We start from the raw sequence: 25,868 nt of genomic DNA, 5'->3' as shown, positions 1-25,868 counted from the left end.
TGGACCAATAGCCGAGATGCCCCGAACGGAGCTAGCCGGGCGTCTCCCAAGGCGCCGGATCGCCGGAAAGGACACGTCCGAAGACGTTCTCGCGATGCCAGCGCAAATTGTCTCTGTGCGGCGCATCGCGCGGATCTGTCGGCCGGACCAGCTTGCCGTCAGGCGCAAGAAGCCGCCCGACCACGTCCCGCGGCACCTTGTTGTGCGACACGAGGATCGTCTCGCAATCCTCGGCGACCGAGATCAGCCCGCGATCGAACATCCAGTGCAGCGTTCCCGACAACGCCAGCCCGTTGCGGACCGAGTCGGTGCCCTTGTCCGCGACAGGCTTGATATGCGCCGCCTGCACCTCGGGCCGCCCACCACCGTTGCGCAGCATCAGGCCGGACATGGCGCAGCGATAGCCATAGGCCGCACGTACCTTCCGGCGAAAGGCGACATCGCGATAGGGCCGTCGCGTCAGCCTTTCCAGAACCGGGCGCTCGAACGGGGCGGGCTCTTCGGCAAGCTCCGACATTTGCGCGTCGTAGCGCACGGCCTCCATTCGCTCCAGATCCTGCGGCAGGCCCAGGTCGACGATGCGGGCGAAGTCCGCCTCGGGCAGACGGCGGACGGCAAGCTGGATCGCGCCACCCTTCTTCGGCGTCCCGTCCGGTCCGGTCAGCGCGCTTTCCAGCGGGCGGCCGGAAATCAACCGCGGCACCTCGCGGTCGAACGGCAGGAAGCTGCCCGGCGCGATATTGGCGAGAAAGCGCCCCTCGACCCCGGGCTTCGGGATCACCCGGTCGATCTTTGCCACCGCGAAATAGCCACGCGGTCCGGCCTTCACCGGCTCGTAGTAGACGATCCAGTCGTCGACGGCCTCATCGACCGCTTTCAGGTAGGAGCGCGGGAAGTCGTAAACGACGTCCGGCTCGTCCTCGTAGATCGAATCCGCCTTGTGCAGGAGAACCAGCTTTCCCATGCGCCCCAGGAAAGCCGTCTCGGCCCGGGATGCAACGGTTTCCTGCCGTCCCGCCCTTCATCTTTCCCCAAATACCTCGGGGGAGTCCGCGACAGCGGACGGGGGCAGAGCCCCCTTCCGGCGGTCAGCCGAAGACGCGGGTCAGGGCACCGTCGACGGCGTCGGTGATGTGGTCGATCTCGTCGGCCGTGGCGATCAGGGCGGGGCTGAAACACAGGGTGTTGTTGTAGCCCGGGACCGAGCGGTTGGTCGCGCCGATGATGACACCCTGGGCCATGCAGTCCTTGACCACCGCCTGCACGTGCGTCTCGGGCATGACCTCCTTGGTCTCGCGGTCGGTGACCAGCTCGGCGCCCAGGAACAGGCCCTTGCCACGCACGTCGCCGATGACGGCGTGCTTCTCGGCCAGGCGGTGCAGGTTGCCGATCATCCGCTCGGACATCCGGTCGACATTCGACAGGAGATCCTCGTCCTCGATGATCGCCATGTTCTCCAGCGCCGCGGCCGGACCGGCGGTGCAGCCGCCGAAGGTGCTGATATCGCGGAAATAATTCAACGGGTCGGCCTCGTCGTCGCTGAACATCTCGAACACGCGCTCGGAGGTGACGCAGCAGGAAATCGCGGCATAGCCCGAGGCGACGCCCTTCGCCATGGTCACCAGGTCCGGCTCGACCCCGTATTGCTGGTAGCCGAACCACGTGCCGGTGCGGCCCAGACCGCAGACGACCTCGTCGATATGCAGCAGCACGTCGTACTTCCGGCAGATCTCCTGCACGCGGTCCCAGTAGGCTTCGGGCGGGGGGATCACGCCGCCGCCGGCCGTCACCGGCTCGAGACAGAGCGCGCCCACGGTGTCGGGACCCTCGCGCAGGATCACCTTCTCGATCTCGTTGGCGACGGCGATGCCGTAATCGGCGCCCGAGAGGTGTCCAAGACCCTGCTCGTGCTTGCGGTATTCCAGGCAGTGGGGCACTTCGACGAAGCCGGGGGCGAAGGGGCCGTATTGGGCGTTGCGCTCCTGCTGGCCGCCGGCCGAGAGGCAGCCGATGGTGGTGCCGTGGTAATCGCGGTCGCGGAACAGGATCTTGTGTTTCTTGCCGCCGTACCGTTTGTGGGCGATCTGCCGGACGATCTTGAACGCCTTCTCGTTCGCCTCGGAGCCCGAGTTGGCGTAATAGACGCGGCTGAGACCCGGCATCTTCTCGATCAGCCGCTCGGCGAAGCGGGCGCCCGGAATGGATCCCAGCGACCCGCCGAAGAAGTTCATCTTCACCAGCTGGTCGCGCACCGCGTCGGCGATGCGTTCACGGCCATAGCCCACATTCACGGTCCACACACCGCCCGACACGGCGTCGATATGTTCCTTGCCGGTGATGTCCCACAGCTTCAGGCCCTTGCCCTCGACGATGATGCGCGGGTCGATCTCTGACCGCAGGTAGGCCGCGTGCTGGCTCAGGTGATGCCAGACGTGGTTGCGGTCGGCCTCGATCACCGCGCGCGGGTCGTTCATCTGCAGCGGAAGGGTCATGGGTCGGCTCCGAACAAGGATCGATCGTTTCATTCTGACCAGAACGCCTGTCGCGGCAAGAGTGATAGGGCCAGATCACGCCACCCCATCTGTCCAGCGGCGCGGTGGGCGGACCGGGGCCGAGTTTATCATTGACGCTGCGAAACCGGCCCGCTTTGCTGGGTGGGTCCATGACACAGTTCGGCCCGGAGGCTGAAAGGGACCGGGTGTCCTCAGCGCGGCCGGGCGCAAACAATTAAAAAACAACGATATCAACCGGGAGAAAGCGATGAAACTGAAGGCAATTCTGATGGGCGCCGCAGCGGGTGCCGTCTCCATGACGACATTCGCGGCCCACGCGGCCGAGCATTCCGACGGCATCACCGTGGCCTACTTCCTCGAGTGGCCGATGCCTTTCCAGTACGCGAAGGAAATGGGCACCTACGAGGAAGAAATGGGCGTGCCGATCAACTGGGTCAGCTTCGACACCGGCACGGCGATGTCCGCCGCCATGGCGTCGGGCGACGTGCAGATCTCGGTCAGCCAGGGCGTGCCCCCCTTCGTCGTCGCGGCGAGCGCGGGCCAGGACATCCAGATCGTCGACGTGGCCGTCAGCTATTCCGACAACGACAACTGCGTGGTCGCCACGGCACTGGAAATCGACAAGGACACCGCCGGCGACCTGGAGGGCAAGAAGGTGGCCGTGCCGCTGGGCACCGCCGCGCATTACGGCTTCCTCAAGCAGATGGACCATTTCGGCGTCGATCCCGCCTCGATGGAGATCGTCGACATGGCCCCCGCCGAGGGCGCGGCCGCGCTCGCGCAGGGCAGCCTCGACATGGCCTGCGGCTGGGGCGGTGCGCTGCGCCGCATGAAGGAGTCGGGCAACGTGCTGCTGACCGGCGCCGAGAAGGAAGAGCTGGGCATCCTCGTTTTCGACGTGACCAGCGCGCCCGCCGATTTCGTGGCCGAGAACCCGGACATGGTGGCGTCCTTCCTCAAGGTGACGGCCGATGCCAACGCCATGTGGAACGCCGGCGAGAACCGCGAGGAGATGCTGGAAGTCATCGCCCGCGACTCGGGCATGGACGTGACCGCGACGGACGAGACGATTTCCACCTTCGTCTTCCCGCCGGTCGACGAGCAGCTGAGCCAGAAATGGCTGGGCGGCGGCGCGCAGGAGTTCATGAACGGCGTGGCCGAGGTCTTCCTGGAAGCCGGCGCCATCGACGAGAAGCGCGACAGCTATGCCAACGCCGTGGCCACCGGGCCGCTGGAAGCCGCGCAGGGCATGTGAGCCTGCCGCGGGCCGGGGGCGAGATCGTGCCCGGCCCGTCGCTCCAAATATCCAGTGACGGGTCACGATCAGCCGCACGCACCCGTCCGGGCCATTTTCCGGCCCGACACCCAAGCCCGGAGCCGCCATGTCCGACCTTGTGATCGACGATGTCTCGATGCGCTTCGATCTGCCCGACGGTGGATCGGTGCAAGCGCTCAAGAACGTGTCCCTGACCCTGAAGCAGGGTGAGATCATGTCCGTTCTCGGCCCGTCGGGCTGCGGCAAGACCACGCTTCTGAACATCCTCGCGGGCTTTCTCGCCCCCACCGAGGGCAAGGTCGTCCTGGGCGACAAGCGCGTGAAGGGGCCGGGGGCCGAGCGCGGCATGGTCTTCCAGCAGGGCGCGCTGTTCGAATGGATGAGTGTGCGCGAGAACGTGGGCTTCGGCCCGGCCATGAAGGGCATGCCCAAGGGCGAGAAACGCGAGATCGTCGATCACCTGCTTGGCGTCGTGGGCCTGGCGCAGTTCAAGGAAAAGGCCGTCTACGAGCTGTCGGGCGGCATGCAGCAGCGCGTGGCCCTGGCCCGCTGCCTGGCGAACGAGCCCGAGGTCATCCTCATGGACGAACCGCTGGGCGCGCTCGACGCGCTGACCCGCGAGAAGATGCAGGGCCTCGTCCTGAAGCTGTGGAAGGAGACCGGCAAGACCGTGATCCTCATCACCCACTCGGTCGAGGAGGCGCTGCTTCTGGGCGAACGGCTGCTGGTCATGGCGCCGCGCCCGGGGCGGATCCACCGTGAATACCGTCTGCCCTTCGCCGATGCGGGCGTCGGCCAGGACCTGCGCGAGGTGAAGAAGATGCCCGAGTTCGGCCAGCGCCGGGAAGAGATCCTGTCGATGATCTGGGAAATGGAAGAAGAGATCATGGGAGGGGCCGCGCAATGACCGCCCTCATCATCGCCGACCTCTGGGGCGAACTGGTGGCGGTCCTGTCCACCCTGTTCTTCGCGCTGCCCTACATCGCGGGTTATATCGGGATCATCCTGCTGACGCTCTTGATCTGGACCGGGATCAAGAAGGTGCTGCGCCCGGCCTCGGACTACAGGTCGCTCAAGACCGTGACCTTCGGGGACGAGTCGACCGTCGTGTCGAACTCGGTCGCATCGGTGGTGTCGGTCGTGCTGATCTTCGTGCTCTGGGCGTCCTTCACCGGCTCGTCCCTGCTGCCGGGCTTCCTGCATGCGCCGGGCCCGTTCGTGGGTACCGGAACCTTCACCTATACGGTCACCACGCCGGACGGCCGCAGCGACGACGCCGAGGTGACGGTCCTCGTCTATCCCCGCGACGACGAGGCGCCGGCCCCCGAGGTGCCGCCCGGAGACGGGTTCGCCAAGAACGACTCGATCGCCATCGCCGAGTATCGCAGCGACCTTTTGCGCGTGGACCAGAACGACGAGATCGGCCGCGACGAAGAGGCCGTCGTCACCCATATCGACGGCAAGGAAATCGCGCCGGGCGAAACGGTGCGCGTGGATTTCGGCACCGTGGCGCTGTCGGGGCGGGGCACACCCAATATCCGTCCTTCGGCGGGCCTTCAGATGGAGCCGATCTGGCTGCCCTCGCCCGAGGCGGTCTGGTCCCGCCTGACCGAGATCGCGACGACCGGCTATCGCAACTCGACCCTGGTCGAGCACCTGGGCTACTCGCTCTTCCGGGTGATCGTGGGCTTCACGCTGGGGGCCATGGTCGGCATCCCCCTGGGCTATGCCATGGGCCTGTCGGACTGGTTCCGCGGCTGGTTCGACCCGATCGTCGAGTTCATGCGCCCGGTTCCCCCGCTGGCCCTGATCCCGCTGGTCATCATCTGGGCGGGCATCGGCGAGGTGGGCAAGATCATCCTGCTGTTCCTGGCCGCGCTGTGGATCATGGCCATCGGTGCGAGATCCGGCGTATCGGGCGTGAAGATCAGCAAGGTCCACGCGGCCTATTCGCTGGGGGCGAGCAAGTGGCAGGTTCTGCGCCACGTCATCATCCCCAACTCGCTGCCCGAAATCTTCACCGCGGCCCGCGTCGCCATGGGCGTGTGCTGGGGCACCGTGGTCGCGGCCGAGCTGGTCGCAGCCGAAAAGGGCGCGGGCATGATGATCATGGTGGCCTCCAAGTTCCAGTCCACCGACATCGTCATCATGGGGATCATCCTGATCGGCATCATCGGCTTCGGTATCGACATGCTGATGCGCGCGGCCGAGCGATTCCTCGTCCCGTGGAAGGGCCGCGGCTGAGCGTCGTGGCTCAGCCCGTCCCGTCCATGGCGCCGATCTCGAACCCCTGCGCCCGACAGACCCGGCGCAATTCCGCGTCGAGCGGCGCAAAAGCGGGATCATCGCCTCCCAGGTCGTGTTGCTGCCACAGGTCGCTTTCGACATCGAAAAGCTGAACGCTGCCATCGTGGTAGCGGATCAGCCGGTGGCGGCCCTGCCGGACGGTCGCCCCGTCATTCGAGAAGCTCGTGATCGCCTGATCCTGATCGCCCGCGCCGCGCAGATAGGGCAGGAGCGACCGGCCATCGCAGCCCTCGATCGGGGAGAGGCCCGCGTAATCCATGATCGTTGGCCCCACGTCCAGCAACGCCACCGGATCGTCCACCGTGCGCGGGGCGGGATTGGCGGGATCGAACACGATCAGCGGCACCGCGAGCGATTGCTCGAATAGCGTGAATTTCGAGAACCGGTTGCGGTCGCCCAGGTGATACCCGTGATCCGATAGCACGACCACCAATGTCGAGCCGGCATGCGGCGAGGCTTCCAGCGCGTCGAGCACGCGGCCCAGGTGGTAGTCCCCGTGACTGACGGCCGAGAAGTAATTGCGAAGGCTCTGCTGCCACCAGCCGGTGTTGCCGGCTTCCAGCTGCGGGTTGGGCGGCACGCGTTCCCGGATGAGGGGCTCATCCGGAAATCCGTCGCGGTCCCAGGTCTCGGGGCGCTGGAACCTGTCGGGGTCGTAGAGTTCGCGGAACCGCACGGGCGTGTAGAAGGGGCCGTGGGGGCTGTAGAACCCGACCTCGCGGTAGAACGGCTGCGCGGCGTCGAACTCCGCCAGGAACGTCGCCGCCGAGGTCGACACCTCGTGGTCGTAGAAACGGTGGTCGTCGGCCGGATCGGTGGCCGCCCAGCCGCCGCGATGACCGCCGAACTTCTGTTTCTCGACGCCCTGCGGGAAATGCATGTCCGGGTCGAACCGTTTCTGGTTGTCGTGGTACAGCGTTTTGTGGTGGCGCCTTCGCAGGGCGCCGTACCCGTGGTGCACCTTGCCGCCGGACGAGTTGAAGTAGCCCGCTTCCTTCAGGCGGAAGGGCCAGAGCGCGCGGTCCGGAACGCGGTCGAAGATACTGGTGCGGTTGTCGAAGATCCCGGTTGTCGCGGGCGACAGTCCCGACATGAAACTGGCCCGCGACGGCCCGCAGATCGGCGCCTGGGCGTACGCGTTGCGGAACACGGTCGCGCGCGCGCACAGCCGGTCGAGGTTCGGGACCTGCAACGGTTCGCCGAAGACATCCCGATAGCGCCAGTAGGCCAGGAGATCGTCGAACGAGACGAGGAGAATGTTCTTCTTCATGTCCGTCACCTGCGCTGTCTTTCTTCCGGACTCAGAAAGGTCGACAATAGGATGGTCGGAGTAAATCCGCCCCGGCGCCGTTGGCTTGCGCGGGTCCCGCGCGCTGCTATTCTGCAACGATCCCACGATGCGCGGAACACGTTGAATGACAGGATCCTGCTGCGGCATGGCGGCGGTGACAAAGCCCCGCGCCGACGGGGCGGCGACGACCCCGGTCCAGCCCGCGGACGCCGCAACGCGCGCCGCGCTGGCCAACGATCTGGTCGCGATCCCCGGCGGCTTTTTCGACATGGGGGCGAGACAGTCCCGTTTCCCCGGTGACCACGACGCCCCCCGCCGCCGGGTGAAGCTCGCGCCGTTCCGCATCTCGCCCGTGGCCTGCACCAATGCACAGTTCGCCCGGTTCGTCGCCGCCACCGGCCATGTCACGCTGGCCGAGGCCGAAGGCTGGTCGTCGGTCTTCGTCGGGCTTCTGGACCGGCCCGACGACTGGCCGCAATCGCCACCCGGCCTGCCGTGGTGGCGGCGCGTGGAGGGGGCTTGCTGGCGCGCACCGCGGGGGCCGGGAAGCGTCGCGCTGGACGATCACCCGGTGGTGCATGTCACGTGGCACGACGCGCAGGCCTATTGCCGGTGGGCCGGTCTTTGCCTGCCGACCGAGGCACAGTGGGAACGCGCGGCGCGCGGCGGACTCGACCGCCGCAAGTTCCCCTGGGGATCGGAGATGCGCCCCGGCGGCCATATCGCGATGAACGTATTCGAGGGGGCATTCCCCGTGCCCGGCCCCGCGGATACCGGCTCGGTCCCGGTGACCGCTTTCGCGCCGAACGGCTACGGGCTCTACAACACCTGCGGCAATGTCTGGGAATGGGTGGCCGACCGTTTTGCCGATGCACCATTGCCCAAGGGTCCGCTGAGCGATCCGACCGGACCCGACACCGGCCCCGGCCGGGTGCAGCGCGGGGGCTCGTACCTTTGCCACGCGAGCTATTGCGACCGCTACTTCGTCCACTCCCGCACGGCGAACGACCCCGGCAGCCCGACGGGCAACGCGGGGTTTCGGGTCGCGGCCCCGGCCTGAGCCCGCGCTATCGCGTCGCTCTGTCGTTTTCCCGACGCGACCCGTCGAAACCGCGCCTTGGTGCCGGTCCCGACGACGATACGGAGGGCCAAGTATCGTTGAAGGGGCGCTGCCATGAAAACCCACGTGAAAGCACTTGTTGTCGGGGGCGGCGCCGTCGGCGCCTCGATCGCCTATCACCTCGCGAAATACGGCTGGAGCGACGTCGTCCTGCTGGAGCGCGACGAGCTGACCAGCGGCTCGACCTGGCACGCGGCGGGCCTGCTGCCCTATTTCAACATGTCCTACGCCACCACGTGGATCCACGACTACTCGATCAAGTTCTACAAGACGCTCGAGGAAGAGACGGGGCTGAACGCGGGCTTCTACGTCGTGGGCAACCTGCGCATGGCGCAAAGCCAGGCGCGCATGGACGAGTACATGCTCTACGCCTCGACGGCCGAGACCGTGGGCGTCCCGTTCGAGTGGATGACGCCCGGCGACATCAAGGACCGCTTCCCCCTGGTCCATACCGACGACCTGGTGGGCGCGATCTATCACCCGACCGACGGCTACATTAACCCCGCCGACGTCACCATGGCGATGGCCAAGGGCGCGCGCCAGCGCGGCGTCACGATCGAGCGGCGCTGGCAGGCCGATGCCTACGAATGGACCGGCAGCGAATGGCGCGTCACCCTGACGAAGATGGTCGAAAAGGGCGGCAACCTGATCCCGTCCGACGAACAGCAGGTCATCACCGCCGAGCACGTGGTCACCGCCACCGGCAACCACGCCCAGCACACGGCGAAACTGCTGGGCATCAAGACCCCGGCCATCCCGGTCGAGCACCAGTTCATCGTGACCGAGCCCGACCCGGCGCTGGTCGCCTGGCGAAAGGAAAACGGCGAGCATCCGGTGCTGCGCGACGCCGACGCCAAGTGGTACGTCCGCGAGGAGCGTGGCGGCTGGATCCTCGGCCCCTACGAGCATGGCGCCCCCGCGCGGTTCAAATACGGGGTGCCCGACAGCTTCCGCGCCGACCTGTTCCCGCTGGACCTGGAGCGGATCGAGGAGGAATACATGTCCTTCATCCACCGCATCCCCTCCAGCGAAGAGGTCGGTCTGAAGGACGATTTCAACGGCCCCATCTGCTATACCCCCGACGGCAACCCGCTGATCGGTCCGGCGCCGGGCCTGCGAAACATGTGGCTGGCCGAGGGCTTCAGCTTCGGGATCACCGCCGCGGGTGGCGCGGGCAATTACCTCGCCCAGATGATGGTCGAGGGCGAGGCCGAGATCGACATGGCGTCGCTGGACCCCAAGCGCTACGGCGACTGGATGACGACGGAATACGCGGCGGCCAAGAACGAAGAGGCCTATGCCCACGTCTACATCCTCCACCACCCCGACGAGGAGCGCGAGGTCGCGCGGCCGCTGCGCACCGCCCCAAGCTATGACCGGATGGCGGCGCGCGGCGCCCAGTTCGGGCAGGTCGGCGGTTGGGAGCGTCCCAACTACTTTGCCGTCGACCCCGAGAGCGGCGAGGTCGCGCGCGACGCGCGGTCGGTCGTCGACTTCTCGGACCACGATGCGCGCAGCTTCCGCCGCGGGCGCTGGTGGGATTACGCCCGCGCCGAGGCGCAGGGCCTGCGCGACGCGGCGGGTCTGATCGATGCCAGCGCCTTCGCCAAGCACGTCGTGCACGGGCCCGGCGCGGCGGCCTTCCTCGACTGGTTCACCATCAACGCGCTGCCCAAGGTGGGCCGGATCAACCTGACCTACGCGCTGACCGCGCACGGCACCACGCGGACCGAGTACACCATCCTGCGCGAGGCGCCCGACCGCTTCACCCTGATCTCGGCCGGGGCCTGGGCCGCCTATGACGGCGACTACCTGATGAAGGCGGTCGAGGATAACGAGGCGCGGTTCGGCCGCATAACGGTCGAGGACTGGACGACGCGCACCGGTGTCTTCGCGCTGGCCGGTCCCAGGTCCCGCGACATCATGCGGGCGCTGATCGCCGATGCCGATCCGGACACGGCCCTGTCGAACAAGCGTTTCCCGTGGCTGTCCCATCGTCGGATCGAACTTGGGATGGTTCCGCTCACCGCCGTGCGCGTGGCCTACACGGGCGAGCTGGGATGGGAGCTGCACCACCCGATCGAGATGCAGAACCACCTGTTCGACCGGCTCATGGACGCGGGCGCCGATCACGGCCTGAAGCTGGTGGGCGCGCGGGCGCAGAACTGGCTGCGGCAGGAGAAGTCCTACCGTGCCTTCGGCAACGAACTCGGCCGCGACGCCACCCCGCTCGAGGCCGGGCTGGACCGTTTCGTCGACCTGTCGAAGGAGTTTCACGGCAAGGGCGCCATGGTCGAGACGGGCATCCGCACCAAGTGCGTCACGCTGCTGATCGACGGGCCCGGCGATGCCGACCCGTGGGGACGCGAGGCGCTGCTGCATGAGGGCACCAAGGTGGGGCGCCTGACCTCGGGCGGCTATTCGGTGGCTTTCGGAAAATCCATCGGCATGGGATACGTGCCCGAGGCGCTCGCGACGCCCGGCACCCGTCTGAAGGTCCGGATGTTCCGCGAGCTGTGGGACGCCGAAGTGACCGAGGACAGCCCCTATGACCCCAGCAACGCCCGCATCCGGCAGGACGGCTAGACGGACGGGACTGGCCGCGCTTTTCCTGGCGCTGGCCCTGGTCTCGGCGGGGCTGAGCTGGGGTTGGCGCGACAGCCCGGTGACGGCACGGGCGCAGGACTATGCCCAATCCGTCGCCACCGGGTTGGCGGCGACATACGTCACCTTGCGGGGGCTCAACGCGTTCCTGTCGACCGCGCAGGAGGTCGAGGTCGGCGGATCGCTGTTCGTGCAGGGGACCGTCCAGCCGCTGAAGGTGCTCGAGCCCATCGACGACACGGTCGAACATATCGCTGGCGTGGTTTTCGCGGTGATGCTCGCGACCGGTGTGCTGGCCGTCGCGCTGGGCCCGGTGGGCGGTGTCGGCCTTGGCATGGTGGCGCTGGCCTGCGCGGTGGCAGCGGTGCAGGCCGCCACCCGGCGCGGCGGCGCGGTACCGTTGCCGGCGCGGGGCTTGCTGACCTACGGGCTGTTCCTGTCGCTGGCGCTGCCGCTGACCTTCGTGGGCGCCGATCTGATGGCCGACGCTATGACGGCCGGCGTCTGGGAGGATCACCAGCGAATCATCGCGGAGATCACCGGCGGGGTCGCCGACCTTGCCGATGCCGAGGCCGCCACCGACCCCGGCTTCCTCGAAAGCCTCACGGCGCCCATGACCTCGATCGCCGATTACCGCGACTTCGCTGCCCGCATCTACGACAACGCCGACCAGCTTCTGGGCAGCTACGTGATGATCCTGGCCGTCTTCGCCTTCAAGATCTTCGTCCTGCCGGCCACCCTGCTGGGGGCGATGTTCCTGGTGGCGCGGCGGGCGGCGCGCGGTGGCGTGTGACGGGCGCGCCATTGCTCGAGAATTGATCGCCTTTCACCACAATTTCCCCTCGCCCTCGCCCATGTCCTTTGCTCTCAATACGACCATGGGTTGTATCCGGGGGCGCAAAATGTCGCGTATCGAGCCGCTTGCCATCACTGAAACCGCACCGCTGACGGGCGTTGCCGGCACCGCCATGCTGCGCACGCCCACGGGCGAACGGCGGGCCGAGAACGTCCAGATCGGCGATCTGATCGTGACACGGCACCACGGGTTGCAACCCGTCAGGTTCATCTGGAAACGCACGCTGGCCGAGGCCGTGGGCAAAGACCCTGCCGCCGCGCCCATACGGATCGCCAAGCGCGCGGTCGGCCCGATGATGCCCAGCGGCCCGCTGGTGCTGGCGCCGGACCAGCCGGTGGTGGTGCCGTCCTACCTTCTGTCGGGGATCGACGGCGTGGGTGGTTTGCTGAAGGCCCGCGCGCTGGCCGGGCACAGCGACGATGTCTGGGTGGACCGCACCATGGACAGCGCGACCTTCTACGATTTCGGCTTTGACCGGCACGAGGTGATCTGCGTGTCGGGCCTGCCGGTGGCCAGCTTCCGCCCTGTGGCCGACCGGCTGGCGGTGTTCGACGCCGACATGCGCGACCGCCTGGTGCGGCGGTATCCGCAACTGCGGGAAAAGCGCGATCCTTTCCCGTGCTGCGGCTATGACGAGGCGGGCGAAGACTCCTACATGCCGCGCGCCCATTAAGGACACGCCCGCGCTGCCTGCTTTCCGTCAGTTGCCCTGGGATTGCATCTGCGCCTGCATCATCGCGTCCATCAGGCCCGACTCCTGCATTTTCTGCATTTGCAGGTCGACCATGCCGCAGCTGCGGTTGATCTCGATCGCGCGCTCTTCGGGGACGGGGGCGGCGAAATTGCTCATCTGCTCTTCCATGGCGGCCATGTCGGCCGCCGGCTGGGCGATGATCTCTTCCATCTGGTCGAAGACCGACTCCAGGTTCTCTTCCGAGCTTTCGGCCGCGTAGGCATCCAGCACGCATTCCGCGCTGGCGCGCATCTCGTCGTCCCAAGCCACGGCCGAGGCCACGTCGAAATCGGTGCCTTGCAGCATTGTCGAGAACATCTTGACCTGCATCGCTTCGGACAGGCGCTCCATCCGCTCGAGCTGGGTCTCGGCCAGGGCCGGTGTCGCGAGGGTCAGGGACAGGGCGGCAAGAGGAATGAGGCGCATGGAAAATACCTTTCTGTGATCAAATCAGGCGCTCTACGCCTAGCGCGGTCACCGTCTCGCTGTCCAGATCCGGGGTCCGGCCCTGTATCTGCGCGGCCAGCAGGCGCGACACGGCCGGTGCCGTCTGGAAGCCGTAGCCGGCCTGTCCCGCCGACCACCAGACGCCCGCCATGCGCGGGTCGGGGCCCACGACCAGCGTGCGGTCGGGCGCGATGGTGCGCAGGCCCGCCCACGTGGTCAGCGGCTTCGTCACCTCGACCGTCACCGCCTCCTGGTAGCGTGCCAACCCTTCGGCCAGCACCATGTCATCGGCCCACGCGTCGCCTGGATCGACCGGATCTTCGTCGGCGGGCGACACGATCCAGCGGCCCGCGTCGGGGCGGGCGTACCAGGTCTCGTCCACTTCCTCGACGAAGGGCCAGTCCGTCACGTCCCGCTCGCCCGGTGCGGCCAGCTGCGCCATGGAGCGGCGGTGCGGCTGCAGGCCCAGCGGCGCGAGGCCGGCCATGGCGGCCACCGGGTCGGCCCAGGCCCCGGCGGCGTTCACCATCTCGGGCGCGCGCGCGTCCCCGCCCTGCCAGCTCACGTGCCAGCTGCCGTCGGTGCGGGTCATCCCATCCACGCGTGCGGCGGTCTCGATCTGCCCGCCATTGGCCAGCAGCCGCCGCCGGTAGTTCTGGATCAGAAGATCGGTATCCAGCTCCCACGCCTGGTCGGTGGTGGCCGCCGCCACCAGCCAGTCGGCATCGAGGATCGGCAGCAGCTTCAGCGCGTCCTCGGGCGCCATGGGTGTCAGGCCCAGCTCGGCCGTGGCGCGGTCAAGGTGATCGGTCTTGGCCTCGGGCGCGACCGACAGGAACGGGCGCGGGCGCAGGACACCACCATCGGCGTTCATATGGTGATCGGCGCTGGCCTCGTTCAGCGTCCGCACGACCCGGTTGCCGTAAAAGGGCAGGAACATCGCCGCCGACCGGCCCGAGGCGTGGTAGGCCAGCGACCGTTCGGCCTCGAGCAGCAGGACGCTCGCCTCTCCGGACAGTTCGGCCGCGACCGAGACGCCAGCGATGCCGCCCCCGATGACGATGATGTCGTAACTCACGCCTCCTCCAGCCGGTCGGTGGCCGGGGGCGGGGTGGGCGACAGCGAACTGATCCGCGCGTAAAGCGCATCGTCCATCTCGAAGGACATGGCGGCCAGCGATGGCTGCAACTGGTCAACATCGCGCGCGCTGATGATCGGCGCGGTGACGCCGGGATGCCGGGCGGCCCATGCCACGGCCAGTGTCGCGGGATCCATCCGCATCTGCAGCGCGAGCGTGTTCAGGTCGGCGGCGGTGTTGTGCATCCAGTCCTGAGAATACCGCTTGGAATACATCTCGGACTCGGTGATCCGGCCTTCGCCGCCCGCGCGGTACTTGCCGGTCAGCAGCCCGCCGCCCAGGGGCGAATAGGGCGCGGCGGCGATACCCTCGGACTGGCACATGGGCAGAAGCTCGACCTCGGCCTGCCGCTTCACCAGGTTGTACATGGGCTGGATCATGTCGATGCGCGTGCCGCAGTCCTTCGCCACGGCCTGCGCCTTCATCACCTGCCACGCGGCGAAGTTGGACACGGCCACGTGCCGGATCTTGCCCGCTTCCTGGATCTCGGCGAGCGCGGTGAAGCTTTCCTCCAGCGGCGTGTCGCCGTCCCAGCGGTGCAGGTAGTAGACGTCGATCATCTCCATCTTCAGCCGCGACAGGGAGTCGTCCACGCTTTTGAGGATGTTGTCGCGCCCCGCGCCGCCCGGGTAGTTGGCCTTGGACGCGATGACCAGCTTGTCCCGTTCGGAGGCGGCAAATTCCCCCAGCCAGGTCTCGGACGTGCCGTCGGTATAGACATGGGCGGTGTCGAAGAAGTTGATGCCAGCCTCGCGGCAGGCCAGGTACATCGCGTGGCTGGCGTCGTGGTCTGCCTTGCCGCCGAACTGCATGGCGCCGAAGCAGAAGGATGAGAGCGGGGTGCCGTCGGGCGCGGTAATATCGGTCATGGCCGCAGAGTGCCAAAGCCCCGTGCCCACGGAAAGCCGAGATCGCGCCCATCAGCCGTTTTTTGCGAACTGGACAGGGCAATGGCGGGGTGACACGCTCGGGACATGAAATGGGTGGCCCTCGCGGCGATGGTCCTGGCGGTGCAACCCGCCATAGCCTCGCAGGATTGCACCGAAGACGCGATCATCGTCTTCGATGGCTCGGGCTCCATGTCCGAGATGGGGTTCAACCGGCTCGACACGCCGCGGATCTTCGAGGCGCGCGAGGCCCTGCACCGCATCATTCCGCGGATCGAGCGTCTGCGCCGGCTGGGCCTGACCGTCTATGGCCCCGGCGCTGCGCGCGACGCTTGCGAGAACGTCACTCACCACTTCCCACCCGTCGCCGGCGCGGGCGCGCGAATCCTGTCGGTGATCGACGAATTGGCCCCGGCCGGCCCGACGCCCCTGACCCGGGCCGTGGCCGAGGCGGCCGAGGCGCTGGACTACACGCGGCGCCCGGCCACGGTCGTGCTGGTGACCGACGGCAAGGAGACTTGCGGCGGCGCCACCTGCCAGTTGGCGGCACACCTGGCCCACGAGGGCGTGGACCTGACCGTGCACGTAATCGGCTTCAAGGTCCGGGCCGAGCATTTCGACTGGGGACGGGGCGTGAACGTGGGGGCCGAGACCGCCGCGTCGTGCCTGGCCGAGACCACCGGCGGGCAGTACGTGCCGGCCGAAACCGTGGACGACCTGGTTTCCGCCCTGTCGCTGACGCTGGGCTGCCCGGTCTACGGCGTCTCTGGCGCGGGGCAAAGAAAAACCCCGCCCGGGTAAGGGGCGGGGTCGGATCCGTCGCGCGGGGGCGGTGGATCAGTTCGGGATCTCGCCGGTCAGGCCCTCGACGTAGAAATCCATGCCCAGCAGGGTGCCGTCATCGGCCGTCTCGCCCTCTTCCAGCCAGACCGAGCCGTCCTGCCGGTTGATCGGGCCGGTGAAGGGATGCATCTCGCCCGCGGCGATGGCGTCGCGGATCTCAAGCGCGCCGGCCTTCACGTCTTCCGGCACCGCGTCCGAGATCTCGCCGATCCCGACCATGCCCTCGGCGATGCCGTGCCAGACCGACTGGCTTTCCCAGGTGCCGTCCATGACCGCGCCCACGCGCTCGATGTAGTAGGGCGCCCAGTTGTCGATGATCGAGCTCACGCGCGGGAGCGGGGCGTATTCGCTCATGTCCGAGGCCTGGCCGAAGGTGATGATCTGGGTGCCATCGGTGCTGGCCTCGGCGGCGGCGGCCTGCGGCGCGGTCGAGTCGGTGTGCTGCAGGATCACGTCGGCGCCCTGTTCGATCAGCGCCTTGGCGGCATCGGCTTCCTTGGCGGGGTCGAACCAGGTGAAGGCCCAGACGATGTTGAACTCGACCTCTGGGTTCACCTTCTTCGCCGCCAGGTAGGCCGCGTTGATCCCGCGGATGACCTCGGGGATCGGGAAGGACGCGATGTAGCCGATCTTGTTGGTCTCGGTCATGTTGCCGGCGATATAGCCTTGCACCGCGCGGCCCTCGTAGAAGCGGGCCGAGTAGTTGGCGACGTTCTCGGCCGTCTTGTAGCCGGTCGCGTGCTCGAACTTAACGTCCGGGAACTTCTCGGCCACGTTCATGGTCGGGTCCATGTAGCCGAAGGAGGTGGTGAAGATCAGGTCCGCGCCCGACAGGGCCATCTGGGTCATCACGCGCTCGGCGTCGGCGCCTTCCGGCACGCTTTCCTGGAACACGGTTTCGACCTGGTCGCCGTATTCCTCGACCACGGCCAGGCGGCCCTGCTCGTGCTCGTATGTCCAGCCGCCATCGCCGACGGGGCCCACGTAGACAAAGCCGACCTTCGTCTTGTCGTCCTGCGCGAAGGCGCCCGTCGTCATCACCAGCGCGGTGGCGGCGGCGCCCAGAAGTGTTCTGCGAAGCATGTCGTTCTCCCTGATGCTTTTTCAGGGCACTTTGATAAAGACCGGGGGCCGAGGCAAGTCATCCGCCGGGGAAACCGGGGCGTTCGCGCCCGATTGCTGCGCAGATGGCGCGAAATTACGCGCCGCGCGAAGCGGCGGGATCAGTGGACGGCGTGGAACTGTTTGCCCAGGTCCGCAGGCGCGCCCAGGCTGCGCCGCGTTCCCCGCGCCGACATGACCACCAGCACCGCGATGGTGATGAGGTAGGGCGACATCGACAGGTACTCGACCGGGAGCGCGACACCGGCAGCCTGCAGGTTCAGCTGCAACACGGTGACGCCGCCGAACAGGTAGGCGCCGACCAGCACGCGGCCCGCGCGCCAGCTGGCGAAGACCACGATGGCCAGCGCGATCCAGCCCGCGCCCGCCGTCATGCCCTCGGTCCACTGCGGCACGCGCACGAGGCTCAGATAGGCACCGCCCAGCCCCGCCATGGCGCCGCCGAAGGCGATGGCGGCCAGCCGGATCGCGCGCACCTTCAGCCCCATGGCGTGGGCGGCGTCGTGGCTTTCGCCCACGGCGCGCAGCTTCAGTCCCGCGCGGGTGCGCCGCAGGAAGTACCAGATCGCCACGCACAGGATCAGGCTGAGATACACGACCCAGTCGTGGCCGAAGACGACGCGCCCGACGAAGGGCAGGTCGCTGAGCGGTCCCAGGTTCAGCCGCGGCGTCGACGGCGGCTTGATGCCCACGTAGCCCTGTCCCAGAAGCGATGAAAGCCCCAGCCCGAACAGCGTCAGCGCCAGGCCGGTCGCCACCTGGTTCGACAGGAAGAACTGCGTCAGCACGCCGAAGATCATCGACAACAGCGCCCCGCCCAGCGCGGCGGCGAAGAAGCCCACCACGGGGTTCCCGGTCTCCACCGCCACGGCGAAGCCGCAGATGGCGCCGGTGATCATCATGCCCTCGACGCCCAGGTTCAGCACGCCGGATTTCTCGACCACCAGCTCCCCCAGGGCGGCCAGCAGGATCGGGGTGGCTGCCACCATCAGCGACGCGACCAGCAGGGTGGGGGAAATGGCACTCAGGTCCATGGCGTGCTCCGTTGGGTATGGGCGGTCATGGGGCGCTGCCTGCCATCACCGGCGGCGCCAGCGAGCCGAGCGCCAGCCCGGCGATCACGGCCAGAACGACCTGCGCCCAGCCCCGGCGGACCTGCAAAAGCGCCACCGCGATGGCCGCCAGCATCACTCCCAGGATCGCGATGGATTGCGCGTCGCCGGCCCGGATGCTGGACGCGAGGCCGGTCAGCGCCGCCGGCACCATGGGCGTGGTCAGCGCGCCCAGGAACATGGACACGACGAAGGCGACGGCGGCCAGGATCGCCACGGCGGTGCGGGCGTTCGCGCTCATGCCGACGCCTCGCGACGGCCCAGCCGCACGCGGTAGTTGGTCAGCACGTCGACGGCCAGCAGGAAGAACAGCAGCATCCCCTGGAAGGCCTGGATCGCCGCCGCCGGAATGCCCAGCATGAAGGACGCGAGCTCGCCGCCGATATAGGTCAGCGCCATCAGAAGCCCCGCCAGCGCGATCCCGATGGGGTGCAGCCGGCCCAGGAAGGCCACGATGATCGCGGTGAACCCGTAGCCCACGTTGAAATCGATGCTGATCTGTCCCGCCGGTCCCGTCACCTCGAAGATCCCGGCAAGCCCCGCCAGCGCGCCCGAGATGCCAAGGCACAGCACCACCAGCCGTGTCGGCTCGACCCCGGCGAAGCGCGCCGCGCGCGGCGCCTGTCCCGCCAGCCGGATGTGGAACCCGGTCAGGTGCCGGTTCAGCAGGATGTAGGCGAAGATCACCGCGATGAAGGCCGCGACCACGCCCCAGTGCATGCCGGTATCGGCGATCAGCTCGGGGTTCGCGGCCGAGTCCCACTGGCTCAGGTTGCGCGAGCCCGGAAAGCCGCCGCCCTCGGGATTCCTGAGCCGCCCCACCGCCATCGAGGCCAGCAGGTTCTCGGCCACGTAGACCAGCAGAAGCGACACGAGGATCTCGTTGGTGTTGAACCGCGTCTTCAGGATCGCCGGGATCATCGCCCAGGCCCAGCCGCCCAGCGCGCCCACGATGACCATCAGCGGGAAGATCATCCGCGTGTCGGCGGGATAGAGCGCCAGCCCCACCGCCGCACCCGTCAGCGCGCCGATGATGTATTGCCCCTCGGCCCCGATATTCCAGACCCCAGCGCGGAACCCCAGCGCGAGGCCGGTGGCGATCAGGATCAGCGGCCCGGCCTTCACCAGAAGTTGCGGGCGCGAATAGGCCGCGAATTGCGGATCGAACAGCGCGTCGTAGAAAATCGTGCGGATGGCCGCGACCGGGTCCTTGCCCAGCGCGGCGAACATCAGCCCGCCCGCGATCACGGTCAGCGCCACCGCCAGGAACGGCGTGGCATAGGTCCAGGCCCGCGACGGGGTGGGGCGTTTTTCCAGGCTGATCATTCCGCGGCCTCCATGTCGTGGGCCCCGCCCAGCATCAGGCCGATCCGCTTCACGTCCAGCGTCGCGGCGGGGACAGGCGCGCTCAGCCGTCCCTCGTTCAGGGCCGCGAACCGGTCCGAGATTTCCATCAGCTCGTCCAGGTCCTGGCTGATGACGATGACGCCCGCGCCCGCCTCGGCCAGGTCCAGCAGCGCCTGCCGGATCGCGGCGGCGGCGGCGGCGTCGACCCCCCAGGTGGGCTGGTTCACGACCAGCACGGTGGGGCCTTGCAGCACCTCGCGCCCGATGACGAATTTCTGCAGGTTGCCGCCCGACAGTGCCCGCGCCGCGGTGCCTTCGCCGGGGGTGCGCACGTCGAAGGCGGCGATGATGTCGCGCGCGAAGCCCGCCGCCCCGCGCCAGTCGATGAAGCCGCGCCCGGTCAGGCCCTTGCGGCCGTGCCCGGTCAGCAGCGCGTTTTCCGTCAGGCTCATGTCGGGCGCCGCCGCGTGGCCCAGCCGCTCCTCGGGCGCCGACAAAAGGCCGGCCTTGCGCCGCGCCTCGGGACCCGCGCGCGACAGGTCGCTGCCGTCCAGCGTCACGGTGCCGCGCGGGCTCAGTCGTTCGCCCGACAGCGCGGCCAGCAGTTCATCCTGCCCGTTTCCCGCGACCCCGCCGATGCCCAGAACCTCGCCGCGCGCCAGCGTGATCTGGATGTCGCGCAACGGTGTGCCGAAGGCATGGGCGGGCGGCAGGCTCAGGTTCTCGACCGTCAGCAGCGTGTCGCCCGGGGTGTGTTCGGGGCGCGCGGGGCTGGACAGTGTGCTGCCCACCATCTGCTCGGCCAGCTCGCGCGCCGAGGTCTCGCGCGGGTCGCAGCGGCCCACCACCTTGCCCAGGCGAAGGATCGTGGCGGCGTCGCACAGGCTGCGGATCTCTTCCAGCTTGTGGCTGATATAAAGGATCGCGGTGCCCTCGGCCGCCAGCTTGCGCAGGGTGGCGAACAGGATCTCGACCTCCTGCGGGGTCAGGACGGACGTGGGCTCGTCCATGATCAGAAGGCGCGGATCCTGCAGCAGGCAGCGCACGATCTCGACCCGCTGCCGCTCGCCCGCGCTCAGGTCGCCCACGATCCGGTCGGGGTCCAGCGGCAGGCCGTAGGCATGGCTCACCTCGCGGATGCGGGCGGCCAGGTCGCGCATGGGCGGCGGGTCGGTCATGCCCAGCGCGATGTTCTCGGCCACGTCCAGCGCGTCGAACAGGCTGAAATGCTGGAACACCATGGCGACGCCCGCATCTCGGGCCTGCAGCGGGGTGGCCGGCGCGTGCGGCTGTCCCGCGATCTCCATCCGGCCCGAGTCGGGCGTGACGAGACCGTAGATCATCTTCACCAGCGTCGACTTGCCCGCGCCGTTCTCGCCCAGCAGGGCGTGGATCTGCCCCTTGCCGATCTCGAAGGACACGTCGTCGTTGGCGACCACGCCGGGATAGGCCTTGGTCAGCCCCTGTATCGACAACAGCGGCGCGGTCACGACGCGGCCCGGATGTCGGAGTGTGCCAGCAATGCCTCGACGGTGCCTCGGGCGATGTCCATGGGCGCCTTTCCCAGAGATTTGTCCCCAATCGGGCAGGTGATCGCGCCGGGGTCAAGCCCCATGGCGCGCAGTCGTTTCGAGAAGCGGGCCCACTTGGTGTCCGACCCGATCAGCCCGATCCCCGCTGCCCCATGCCGCAGCAGCGCGGCGCAGAGCGCGAGGTCGATGTCGTGGCTGTAGGTGAAGACAAGGTGCCGCGCCGATCGCGGGGCGCGAACCGCCAGCCGCGGCATGTCCGCCGCCGGAACCACGTCGACATGGCGCGGTGCCGGATCGGGGAAGCGGGACCGGTCCGCGTCGATCCACGTGACGTCGAAGGCCGCCGGGGGCAGGGCGGCCACCACCGCGCGGCCCACGTGTCCCGCGCCCCAGATCCACAGCGCGGGCGCCCCGGCGGCGGGCGCGGCGCGCTCGGCGAAGACCGGCACCGGGTCCACGGGCCGCGGCGCGCGGCCGAATCCCAGCGTGACGGCCCCGCCGCAGCATTGCCCCAACCCTGGGCCCAGCGGGAAGCTGCGCGTCGCGGTGTCGGTGCCGTCGCGCAGCATGTCGCGCGCGATGGCGATGGCGCGGTGCTCCAGCGTGCCGCCGCCGATCGTGCCGTCGGCCCCGGTCTCGGTCACGCGCATGGCGGTGCCCGCGTCGCGCGGCGCCGAGCCCCGGGCGCGCAGGACCTCGACCCAGACGGCGCTCATCCGCGGGCCCTCCGAACGGCGGCCAGCACGCGCTCGGCCGTCGCCGGCGCGTCCAGCGCGGGGTAGTGCGGCCCGCACGCCGCCACGGCGTCCGACAGCGCGAGGAACGGCGCGATGCCCAGCATGAAGGGCGGCTCGCCCACGGCTTTCGAGCGATAGATCGTCGGCGCGGCATTGGCGCCGTCCCACAGTGCGACGTTGAAGATCTCGGGCCGGTCCGAGGCGGCGGGGATCTTGTAGGTGGCGGGCGCGTGGGTGCGCAGCCGGCCGTGATCGTCCCAGACCAGTTCCTCGGTGGTCAGCCACCCGGCCCCCTGCACGAAGCCGCCCTCGATCTGGCCCAAGTCGATGGCCGGGTTCAGGGACCGCCCCGCGTCATGCAGGATGTCGACGCGCAGGATGCGGTTCTCGCCCGTGCGGGTGTCGATGACCACCTCGGCCACCGCCGCGCCATGGGCGAAATAGTAGAAGGGCCGCCCGCGCCCGCGGATGCGGTCCCATTCGATATCGGGCGTCTTGTAGAACCCCGTGGCCGACAGGCTGACGCGGCCCTGGTAGGCCAGCTGGACCGCCTTGGCAAAGGGCAGCCGTTCGGCGCCGACTTGCACAAATCCATCCTCGAAGACGACGGACGCGGCCGAACACTGGTGCAATTCCGCCAGAAATCCCGCAATCCGGTCGCGGATCGTGTCGCAGGCCACCTTCACCGCCATCCCGTTCAGGTCGGCGCCCGACGAGGCGGCGGTGGCCGATGTATTGGGCACCTTCCCGGTATCCGTCGCGGTGATCTTCACCTGGTATAGCGCGATCCCGAACCGGTCGGCCGCGACCTGAGCCACTTTCTGGTAAAGCCCCTGTCCCATCTCGGTGCCGCCATGGTTCAGGTGGACCGAGCCGTCCTGGTAGACATGCACGAGCGCGCCGGCCTGGTTCAGGTGCGTCAACGTGAACGAGATCCCGAATTTCACGGGGGTGAACGCGATCCCCTTCTTCCGGACGTCGTTGGCCGCGTTCCATTCGGCCACCGCCGCGCGGCGCGCGTGGTAATCGGCCTCGTCCACCAGCCGCTCGGTCATGCGGCCCAGGATGAAGTCGGTGACCGGCATGTGATAGGGCGTCGTCTGGTCGCCCGGCGCCGCGCGGCCCGCCACCGGCGCCGTCATTTCCACGTCCGCACCCCGGCTGGCCGCATCGCCATCGCCGCGGATCGGCATCTCGCCCGCCAACGCGCTGTCCCCCGGCTTCATCTTTCCCGAAATACCTCCGGGGGGTCCGGGGGGCTGGCCCCCCGGTCCTGCGCCCTCGACCGGCACGTCGGCGTAGTAGTTCGCCCGACGGACCCGCAGCGCGTCGATCCCCAGGTGATGGGCGATGTGATCCATCACCCGCTCGATCCCGAGCATGCCCTGCGGCCCGCCGAAGCCCCGGAAGGCAGTTGCGCTCTGGGTGTTGGTCTTCAGCCGGTGCGACGTGATGGTCACGTCGCGCAGGTGATAGGCGTTGTCGGCGTGCAGCATGGCCCGGTCGGCCACCGGCAGCGACAGGTCCTGTGCCCAGCCGCAGCGCGCGTATTGCGTGAAGTCCAGCCCGTCGATCGCGCCATCATCGTCGAAGCCCACGTCGTAATCGATGCGGAAGTCGTGGCGCTTGCCGGTGATGATCATATCGTCGTCGCGGTCGTAACGCATCTTGCAGGGCCGCCCGGTGACGGCGGCGACCACGGCCGCGGCCACGGCGAGCGCGTTGCCCTGGCTTTCCTTGCCACCGAAACCGCCGCCCATGCGCCGCACCTCGCAGCGCACGGCGGCCATGGGCAGACCCAGCGCCTCGGCCACCTTGTGCTGGATCTCGGTCGGGTGCTGCGACGACGACTGAACCACCATGTCGCCGCCCTCGCCGGGGATCGCGAGAGCCGCCTGGCCTTCGAGGTAGAAATGCTCCTGCCCGCCCATTTCGATCCGGCCCGTCAGGCGGTGGGCCGCCCGGGACAGGGCCGCCCCACTGTCGCCCTTGGCGTAGATGCGGGGCCCGTCCTCGAACCGGCTGTCGGCGGCCAGCGCGTCCTCGACCGAAAGCAGCGCGGGCCGCGCCGCGATCTCGACCCGGCCTAGCCGCGCGGCCTTGCGGGCGGCCAGGTGGCTGGTGGCGGCAACGGCGAAGATCGGCTGACCCACGTAATGCACGGTGCCGTCGGCCAGCAGTGGCTCGTCATGGGCGGCGGGCGCCACGTCGTTGGCGAAGGGCAAGTCGGCGGCGGTCAGCACCGCCACCACGCCGGGGGCCGCGCGCACGGCGTCGAGGTCCATGGCGGTGATCTCGCCATGTGCGGTGTCCGACAGCCCGAACGCCAGGTGCAGGCAGTTCGCGGGCGTCGGCATGTCGTCGATGTATCGCGCGGCGCCGGTGACGTGCTGCCGCGCGCTGTCGTGGGGCAGGGGCTTCGCGACGCTCATGCCCGCACCTCCAGCACCGAGCCTTGCCGCGCGTCGGACTCGTCAAGTCTCGCGAGAAGGCCGCGCGCGGCCTCTAGCCTGTAGGCCGCGGAGGCGCGCATGTCAGACATGGGCGTGAAATCCTGTCCCAGCGCGTCCTGCGCGGCGGCGATCCCGTCGGATATCAGCGCCGCCTCGGCCCGCGCCGCCCGCTTGGGCGTGCCGGCCATCCCGCCGAAGGCCAGCCGCGCGGTCGTCATCCGCTCGCCGTCGCGTTCGATGTAGAAGCATCCGCAGACCGCCGAGATGTCCTGGTCGAACCGCTTGGAGATCTTGTGGAACTGCGCCGCGCCGGGCCCACGCGGGACGGTGACGGCCTCGACGAATTCGCCGGGCGCGCGGTCCTGCTTGCCGTAGTCGATGAAGAAATCCTGAAGCGCGATGTCGCGGCGCACGTCCCCCTTGCGCAGATGAAGCCGCGCGCCCAGCGCGATCAGCGCGGGCGAGCCGTCGCCGATGGGCGATCCGTTGGCGATATTGCCGCCGATGGTCGCGGCATTGCGCACCTGCTGCGAGCCGTAGCGGCGCAGAAGCTCGCCCAGGCCGGGCCAGATCGGCGCCAGCGCCTCGCGCATCGCGGCGATCGTCACGCCGGCGCCCAGCCGCACGGAGTCGTCGGTGATCTCGATCCGCTGCATCTCGTCGATGCCGTTCAGAAGCGCCACCGGACCGAGATCGCGCAGGCCCTTGGTCACCCACAGCCCCACGTCGGTCGCCCCGGCGACGAGCGTCGCTTCGGGGTTTTCGGCGTACCATTCGGCGAGCTCGTCCAGTGTCGAGGGGCGTACGCCCTCCTGCGCCCATCCCGCGTCGCCCGCGCCCGAGGCGCCGGTGGCGGCCAGGGCCGCGGTATGGCCCCAGGCCGCGCCGACGGCGGCGTGGGAGCGGGGGCTCTGCCCCCCGCCGCCGGGGGCGGAGTCCCCCGAGGTATTTGGGGAAAGATGAAGGGGGGTGTCGCGCATGTGGTCGGGGATCGGCGCGGTCTCGGCCGCGCGGGCGGCGCGGAGTATCGGGGCGTAGCCGGTGCAGCGGCAGAGATTGCCCGCCAGCTGGTCGTCGTGGTCGGTGGCGCCGGTCAGGTGGGCGCAGGCCATGGCGGTCACGAAGCCGGGCGTGCAGAAGCCGCATTGCGATCCGTGATGGTCGATCATCGCCTGCTGCACCGGGTGCAGCGTGCCGTCCGGCGCGCTCAGACCCTCGACCGTGCGGACCGCCGCGCCATCCAGCTGACCCATGAAGAGGATGCAGGCATTCAACGTGCGCGGCCCGTCGGTGTCCGTGACGATGACCGTGCACGCCCCGCAGTCGCCTTCGTTGCAGCCCTCTTTCGTGCCGGTCAGCCCGCGCGTCTCGCGCAGCCAGTCCAGCAGGGTGGTGGTCGGGGCCGTGTCGACCGTGACCGCGTCTCCGTTCAGGCGGAAGGAGATATTCATGTGATGTGTCCGCCGCGTTACCGTCCTACCTGGCGCGAAAGCCCCCTTTCGATGCGGCGTAGAAAGCGGGCGGCCCTGTCGCGACCGAGGCTAGGCGGA

Annotated in this window: 22 protein-coding genes; 8 read left to right on the top strand and 14 right to left on the bottom strand. The window is 68.7% G+C overall.

What is annotated here, in order from left to right; all coding sequences use genetic code 11:
- Positions 1 to 31: 31 nt before the first annotated feature.
- Positions 32 to 964 carry an HNH endonuclease gene (locus BMX96_RS11030; RefSeq protein ID WP_091845536.1) on the bottom strand — a complete coding sequence of 311 codons (933 nt, stop codon included), beginning with the start codon at positions 962 to 964 and terminating at the stop codon, positions 32 to 34.
- A 124-nt stretch (positions 965 to 1,088) separates the two neighbouring features.
- On the bottom strand, positions 1,089 to 2,492 hold the full coding sequence (locus tag BMX96_RS11025) for an aminotransferase family protein (RefSeq protein ID WP_091845535.1): 1,404 nt from the start codon (positions 2,490 to 2,492) through the stop codon (positions 1,089 to 1,091).
- A gap of 268 nt (positions 2,493 to 2,760) precedes the next feature.
- Here BMX96_RS11025 and BMX96_RS11020 point away from each other — a divergent pair, with 268 nt between their 5' ends.
- The 3 genes from BMX96_RS11020 (at position 2,761) to BMX96_RS11010 (ending at position 6,033) form a co-directional block, all read left to right on the top strand.
- Complete coding sequence (locus tag BMX96_RS11020; protein ID WP_091845534.1) at positions 2,761 to 3,768, top strand: taurine ABC transporter substrate-binding protein; 1,008 nt, start codon at positions 2,761 to 2,763, stop codon at positions 3,766 to 3,768.
- A 127-nt stretch (positions 3,769 to 3,895) separates the two neighbouring features.
- Positions 3,896 to 4,696: a taurine ABC transporter ATP-binding protein gene (locus BMX96_RS11015; RefSeq protein WP_073129618.1), complete on the top strand. Its 801-nt coding sequence runs from the start codon at positions 3,896 to 3,898 to the stop codon at positions 4,694 to 4,696.
- Entirely contained in the window at positions 4,693 to 6,033 is a 1,341-nt protein-coding gene (locus BMX96_RS11010; RefSeq protein ID WP_091845533.1) for an ABC transporter permease, read from the top strand. Before BMX96_RS11015 ends, BMX96_RS11010 begins: the two co-directional genes overlap by 4 nt.
- Before the next feature lie 10 nt (positions 6,034 to 6,043).
- Here BMX96_RS11010 and BMX96_RS11005 read toward each other — a convergent pair whose 3' ends face one another.
- Positions 6,044 to 7,366 carry a sulfatase-like hydrolase/transferase gene (locus BMX96_RS11005; RefSeq protein ID WP_175481716.1) on the bottom strand — a complete coding sequence of 441 codons (1,323 nt, stop codon included), beginning with the start codon at positions 7,364 to 7,366 and terminating at the stop codon, positions 6,044 to 6,046.
- A gap of 145 nt (positions 7,367 to 7,511) precedes the next feature.
- Here BMX96_RS11005 and BMX96_RS11000 point away from each other — a divergent pair, with 145 nt between their 5' ends.
- The 4 genes from BMX96_RS11000 (at position 7,512) to BMX96_RS10985 (ending at position 12,640) form a co-directional block, all read left to right on the top strand.
- Positions 7,512 to 8,447, top strand: a complete 936-nt coding sequence (locus tag BMX96_RS11000; protein WP_214606841.1) for a formylglycine-generating enzyme family protein — start codon at positions 7,512 to 7,514, stop codon at positions 8,445 to 8,447.
- 114 nt (positions 8,448 to 8,561) lie between these two features.
- Positions 8,562 to 11,093 carry a GcvT family protein gene (locus BMX96_RS10995; RefSeq protein ID WP_091845530.1) on the top strand — a complete coding sequence of 844 codons (2,532 nt, stop codon included), beginning with the start codon at positions 8,562 to 8,564 and terminating at the stop codon, positions 11,091 to 11,093.
- Positions 11,056 to 11,904 (top strand): hypothetical protein, encoded by an 849-nt coding sequence (locus tag BMX96_RS10990; RefSeq protein ID WP_091845529.1) that lies wholly within the window; start codon positions 11,056 to 11,058, stop codon positions 11,902 to 11,904. The genes BMX96_RS10995 and BMX96_RS10990 overlap by 38 nt, the downstream gene beginning before the upstream one ends.
- Before the next feature lie 109 nt (positions 11,905 to 12,013).
- Positions 12,014 to 12,640 carry a Hint domain-containing protein gene (locus BMX96_RS10985; RefSeq protein ID WP_175481715.1) on the top strand — a complete coding sequence of 209 codons (627 nt, stop codon included), beginning with the start codon at positions 12,014 to 12,016 and terminating at the stop codon, positions 12,638 to 12,640.
- A gap of 27 nt (positions 12,641 to 12,667) precedes the next feature.
- Here the strand turns inward: BMX96_RS10985 and BMX96_RS10980 are convergent, their stop codons facing one another.
- From BMX96_RS10980 to BMX96_RS10970, 3 genes are read right to left on the bottom strand one after another with little or no spacing between them, the layout of a single operon-like run.
- Positions 12,668 to 13,126 carry a hypothetical protein gene (locus tag BMX96_RS10980; RefSeq protein ID WP_091845527.1) on the bottom strand — a complete coding sequence of 153 codons (459 nt, stop codon included), beginning with the start codon at positions 13,124 to 13,126 and terminating at the stop codon, positions 12,668 to 12,670.
- Between the two features lie 19 nt (positions 13,127 to 13,145).
- The gene (locus tag BMX96_RS10975) at positions 13,146 to 14,225 is read right to left on the bottom strand and encodes an NAD(P)/FAD-dependent oxidoreductase (protein ID WP_091845526.1); all 1,080 of its coding nucleotides are present in this window, start codon (positions 14,223 to 14,225) and stop codon (positions 13,146 to 13,148) included.
- The gene (locus tag BMX96_RS10970; protein WP_091845525.1) at positions 14,222 to 15,154 is read right to left on the bottom strand and encodes an aldo/keto reductase; all 933 of its coding nucleotides are present in this window, start codon (positions 15,152 to 15,154) and stop codon (positions 14,222 to 14,224) included. The genes BMX96_RS10975 and BMX96_RS10970 overlap by 4 nt, the downstream gene beginning before the upstream one ends.
- A 105-nt stretch (positions 15,155 to 15,259) precedes the next feature.
- Between BMX96_RS10970 and BMX96_RS10965 the strand changes: the two genes are divergently transcribed.
- A complete protein-coding gene (locus tag BMX96_RS10965; protein WP_091845524.1) occupies positions 15,260 to 15,973 on the top strand; it encodes a vWA domain-containing protein in 714 nt (237 codons plus the stop codon).
- Positions 15,974 to 16,009: 36 nt separating this feature from the next.
- On the opposite strand, the gene BMX96_RS10960 is transcribed toward BMX96_RS10965, so the two are convergent.
- The 8 genes from BMX96_RS10960 to xdhA form a co-directional block, all read right to left on the bottom strand.
- A complete protein-coding gene (locus tag BMX96_RS10960) occupies positions 16,010 to 17,098 on the bottom strand; it encodes a BMP family ABC transporter substrate-binding protein (RefSeq protein ID WP_091845523.1) in 1,089 nt (362 codons plus the stop codon).
- A gap of 140 nt (positions 17,099 to 17,238) precedes the next feature.
- Positions 17,239 to 18,171: an ABC transporter permease gene (locus BMX96_RS10955; RefSeq protein ID WP_091845522.1), complete on the bottom strand. Its 933-nt coding sequence runs from the start codon at positions 18,169 to 18,171 to the stop codon at positions 17,239 to 17,241.
- Positions 18,172 to 18,196: 25 nt separating this feature from the next.
- Positions 18,197 to 18,490 (bottom strand): hypothetical protein, encoded by a 294-nt coding sequence (locus tag BMX96_RS10950; RefSeq protein ID WP_091845521.1) that lies wholly within the window; start codon positions 18,488 to 18,490, stop codon positions 18,197 to 18,199.
- A complete protein-coding gene (locus BMX96_RS10945; RefSeq protein ID WP_091845520.1) occupies positions 18,487 to 19,575 on the bottom strand; it encodes an ABC transporter permease in 1,089 nt (362 codons plus the stop codon). Before BMX96_RS10945 ends, BMX96_RS10950 begins: the two co-directional genes overlap by 4 nt.
- A complete protein-coding gene (locus BMX96_RS10940) occupies positions 19,572 to 21,086 on the bottom strand; it encodes an ABC transporter ATP-binding protein (RefSeq protein ID WP_091845519.1) in 1,515 nt (504 codons plus the stop codon). The genes BMX96_RS10945 and BMX96_RS10940 overlap by 4 nt, the downstream gene beginning before the upstream one ends.
- Complete coding sequence (xdhC, locus tag BMX96_RS10935; RefSeq protein ID WP_091845518.1) at positions 21,083 to 21,844, bottom strand: xanthine dehydrogenase accessory protein XdhC; 762 nt, start codon at positions 21,842 to 21,844, stop codon at positions 21,083 to 21,085. Before xdhC ends, BMX96_RS10940 begins: the two co-directional genes overlap by 4 nt.
- Positions 21,841 to 24,297, bottom strand: coding sequence for a xanthine dehydrogenase molybdopterin binding subunit (locus BMX96_RS10930; protein ID WP_091845517.1), 2,457 nt, complete (start codon positions 24,295 to 24,297; stop codon positions 21,841 to 21,843). The genes xdhC and BMX96_RS10930 overlap by 4 nt, the downstream gene beginning before the upstream one ends.
- Complete coding sequence (gene xdhA / locus BMX96_RS10925; protein ID WP_091845516.1) at positions 24,294 to 25,769, bottom strand: xanthine dehydrogenase small subunit; 1,476 nt, start codon at positions 25,767 to 25,769, stop codon at positions 24,294 to 24,296. The genes BMX96_RS10930 and xdhA overlap by 4 nt, the downstream gene beginning before the upstream one ends.
- Positions 25,770 to 25,868: the final 99 nt, after the last annotated feature.

The organism is Palleronia pelagia (assembly GCF_900110115.1).
GTDB lineage: Bacteria > Pseudomonadota > Alphaproteobacteria > Rhodobacterales > Rhodobacteraceae > Palleronia > Palleronia pelagia.
The sequence above is the reverse complement of the archived record's forward strand: the minus strand, read 5'-3'. Positions and strand labels throughout refer to the sequence as shown.

Bases quoted from the DNA above. Each gene is read 5' to 3' on its own strand.
- BMX96_RS10950 (WP_091845521.1), bottom strand. From the start codon at position 18,490: ATGAGCGCGAACGCCCGCACCGCCGTGGCGATCCTGGCCGCCGTCGCC.
- BMX96_RS11015 (WP_073129618.1), top strand. From the start codon at position 3,896: ATGTCCGACCTTGTGATCGACGATGTCTCGATGCGCTTCGATCTGCCC.
- BMX96_RS10990 (WP_091845529.1), top strand. From the start codon at position 11,056: ATGACCCCAGCAACGCCCGCATCCGGCAGGACGGCTAGACGGACGGGA.
- BMX96_RS10970 (WP_091845525.1), bottom strand. From the start codon at position 15,154: ATGACCGATATTACCGCGCCCGACGGCACCCCGCTCTCATCCTTCTGC.
- BMX96_RS10965 (WP_091845524.1), top strand. From the start codon at position 15,260: ATGAAATGGGTGGCCCTCGCGGCGATGGTCCTGGCGGTGCAACCCGCC.
- BMX96_RS10945 (WP_091845520.1), bottom strand. From the start codon at position 19,575: ATGATCAGCCTGGAAAAACGCCCCACCCCGTCGCGGGCCTGGACCTAT.
- BMX96_RS10930 (WP_091845517.1), bottom strand. From the start codon at position 24,297: ATGAGCGTCGCGAAGCCCCTGCCCCACGACAGCGCGCGGCAGCACGTC.
- BMX96_RS10960 (WP_091845523.1), bottom strand. From the start codon at position 17,098: ATGCTTCGCAGAACACTTCTGGGCGCCGCCGCCACCGCGCTGGTGATG.
- BMX96_RS11000 (WP_214606841.1), top strand. From the start codon at position 7,512: ATGACAGGATCCTGCTGCGGCATGGCGGCGGTGACAAAGCCCCGCGCC.
- BMX96_RS11005 (WP_175481716.1), bottom strand. From the start codon at position 7,366: ATGAAGAAGAACATTCTCCTCGTCTCGTTCGACGATCTCCTGGCCTAC.
- BMX96_RS10955 (WP_091845522.1), bottom strand. From the start codon at position 18,171: ATGGACCTGAGTGCCATTTCCCCCACCCTGCTGGTCGCGTCGCTGATG.
- xdhC (WP_091845518.1), bottom strand. From the start codon at position 21,844: ATGAGCGCCGTCTGGGTCGAGGTCCTGCGCGCCCGGGGCTCGGCGCCG.
- BMX96_RS10980 (WP_091845527.1), bottom strand. From the start codon at position 13,126: ATGCGCCTCATTCCTCTTGCCGCCCTGTCCCTGACCCTCGCGACACCG.
- BMX96_RS11030 (WP_091845536.1), bottom strand. From the start codon at position 964: ATGGGAAAGCTGGTTCTCCTGCACAAGGCGGATTCGATCTACGAGGAC.
- BMX96_RS11025 (WP_091845535.1), bottom strand. From the start codon at position 2,492: ATGACCCTTCCGCTGCAGATGAACGACCCGCGCGCGGTGATCGAGGCC.
- xdhA (WP_091845516.1), bottom strand. From the start codon at position 25,769: ATGAATATCTCCTTCCGCCTGAACGGAGACGCGGTCACGGTCGACACG.
- BMX96_RS11010 (WP_091845533.1), top strand. From the start codon at position 4,693: ATGACCGCCCTCATCATCGCCGACCTCTGGGGCGAACTGGTGGCGGTC.
- BMX96_RS11020 (WP_091845534.1), top strand. From the start codon at position 2,761: ATGAAACTGAAGGCAATTCTGATGGGCGCCGCAGCGGGTGCCGTCTCC.
- BMX96_RS10995 (WP_091845530.1), top strand. From the start codon at position 8,562: ATGAAAACCCACGTGAAAGCACTTGTTGTCGGGGGCGGCGCCGTCGGC.
- BMX96_RS10985 (WP_175481715.1), top strand. From the start codon at position 12,014: ATGTCGCGTATCGAGCCGCTTGCCATCACTGAAACCGCACCGCTGACG.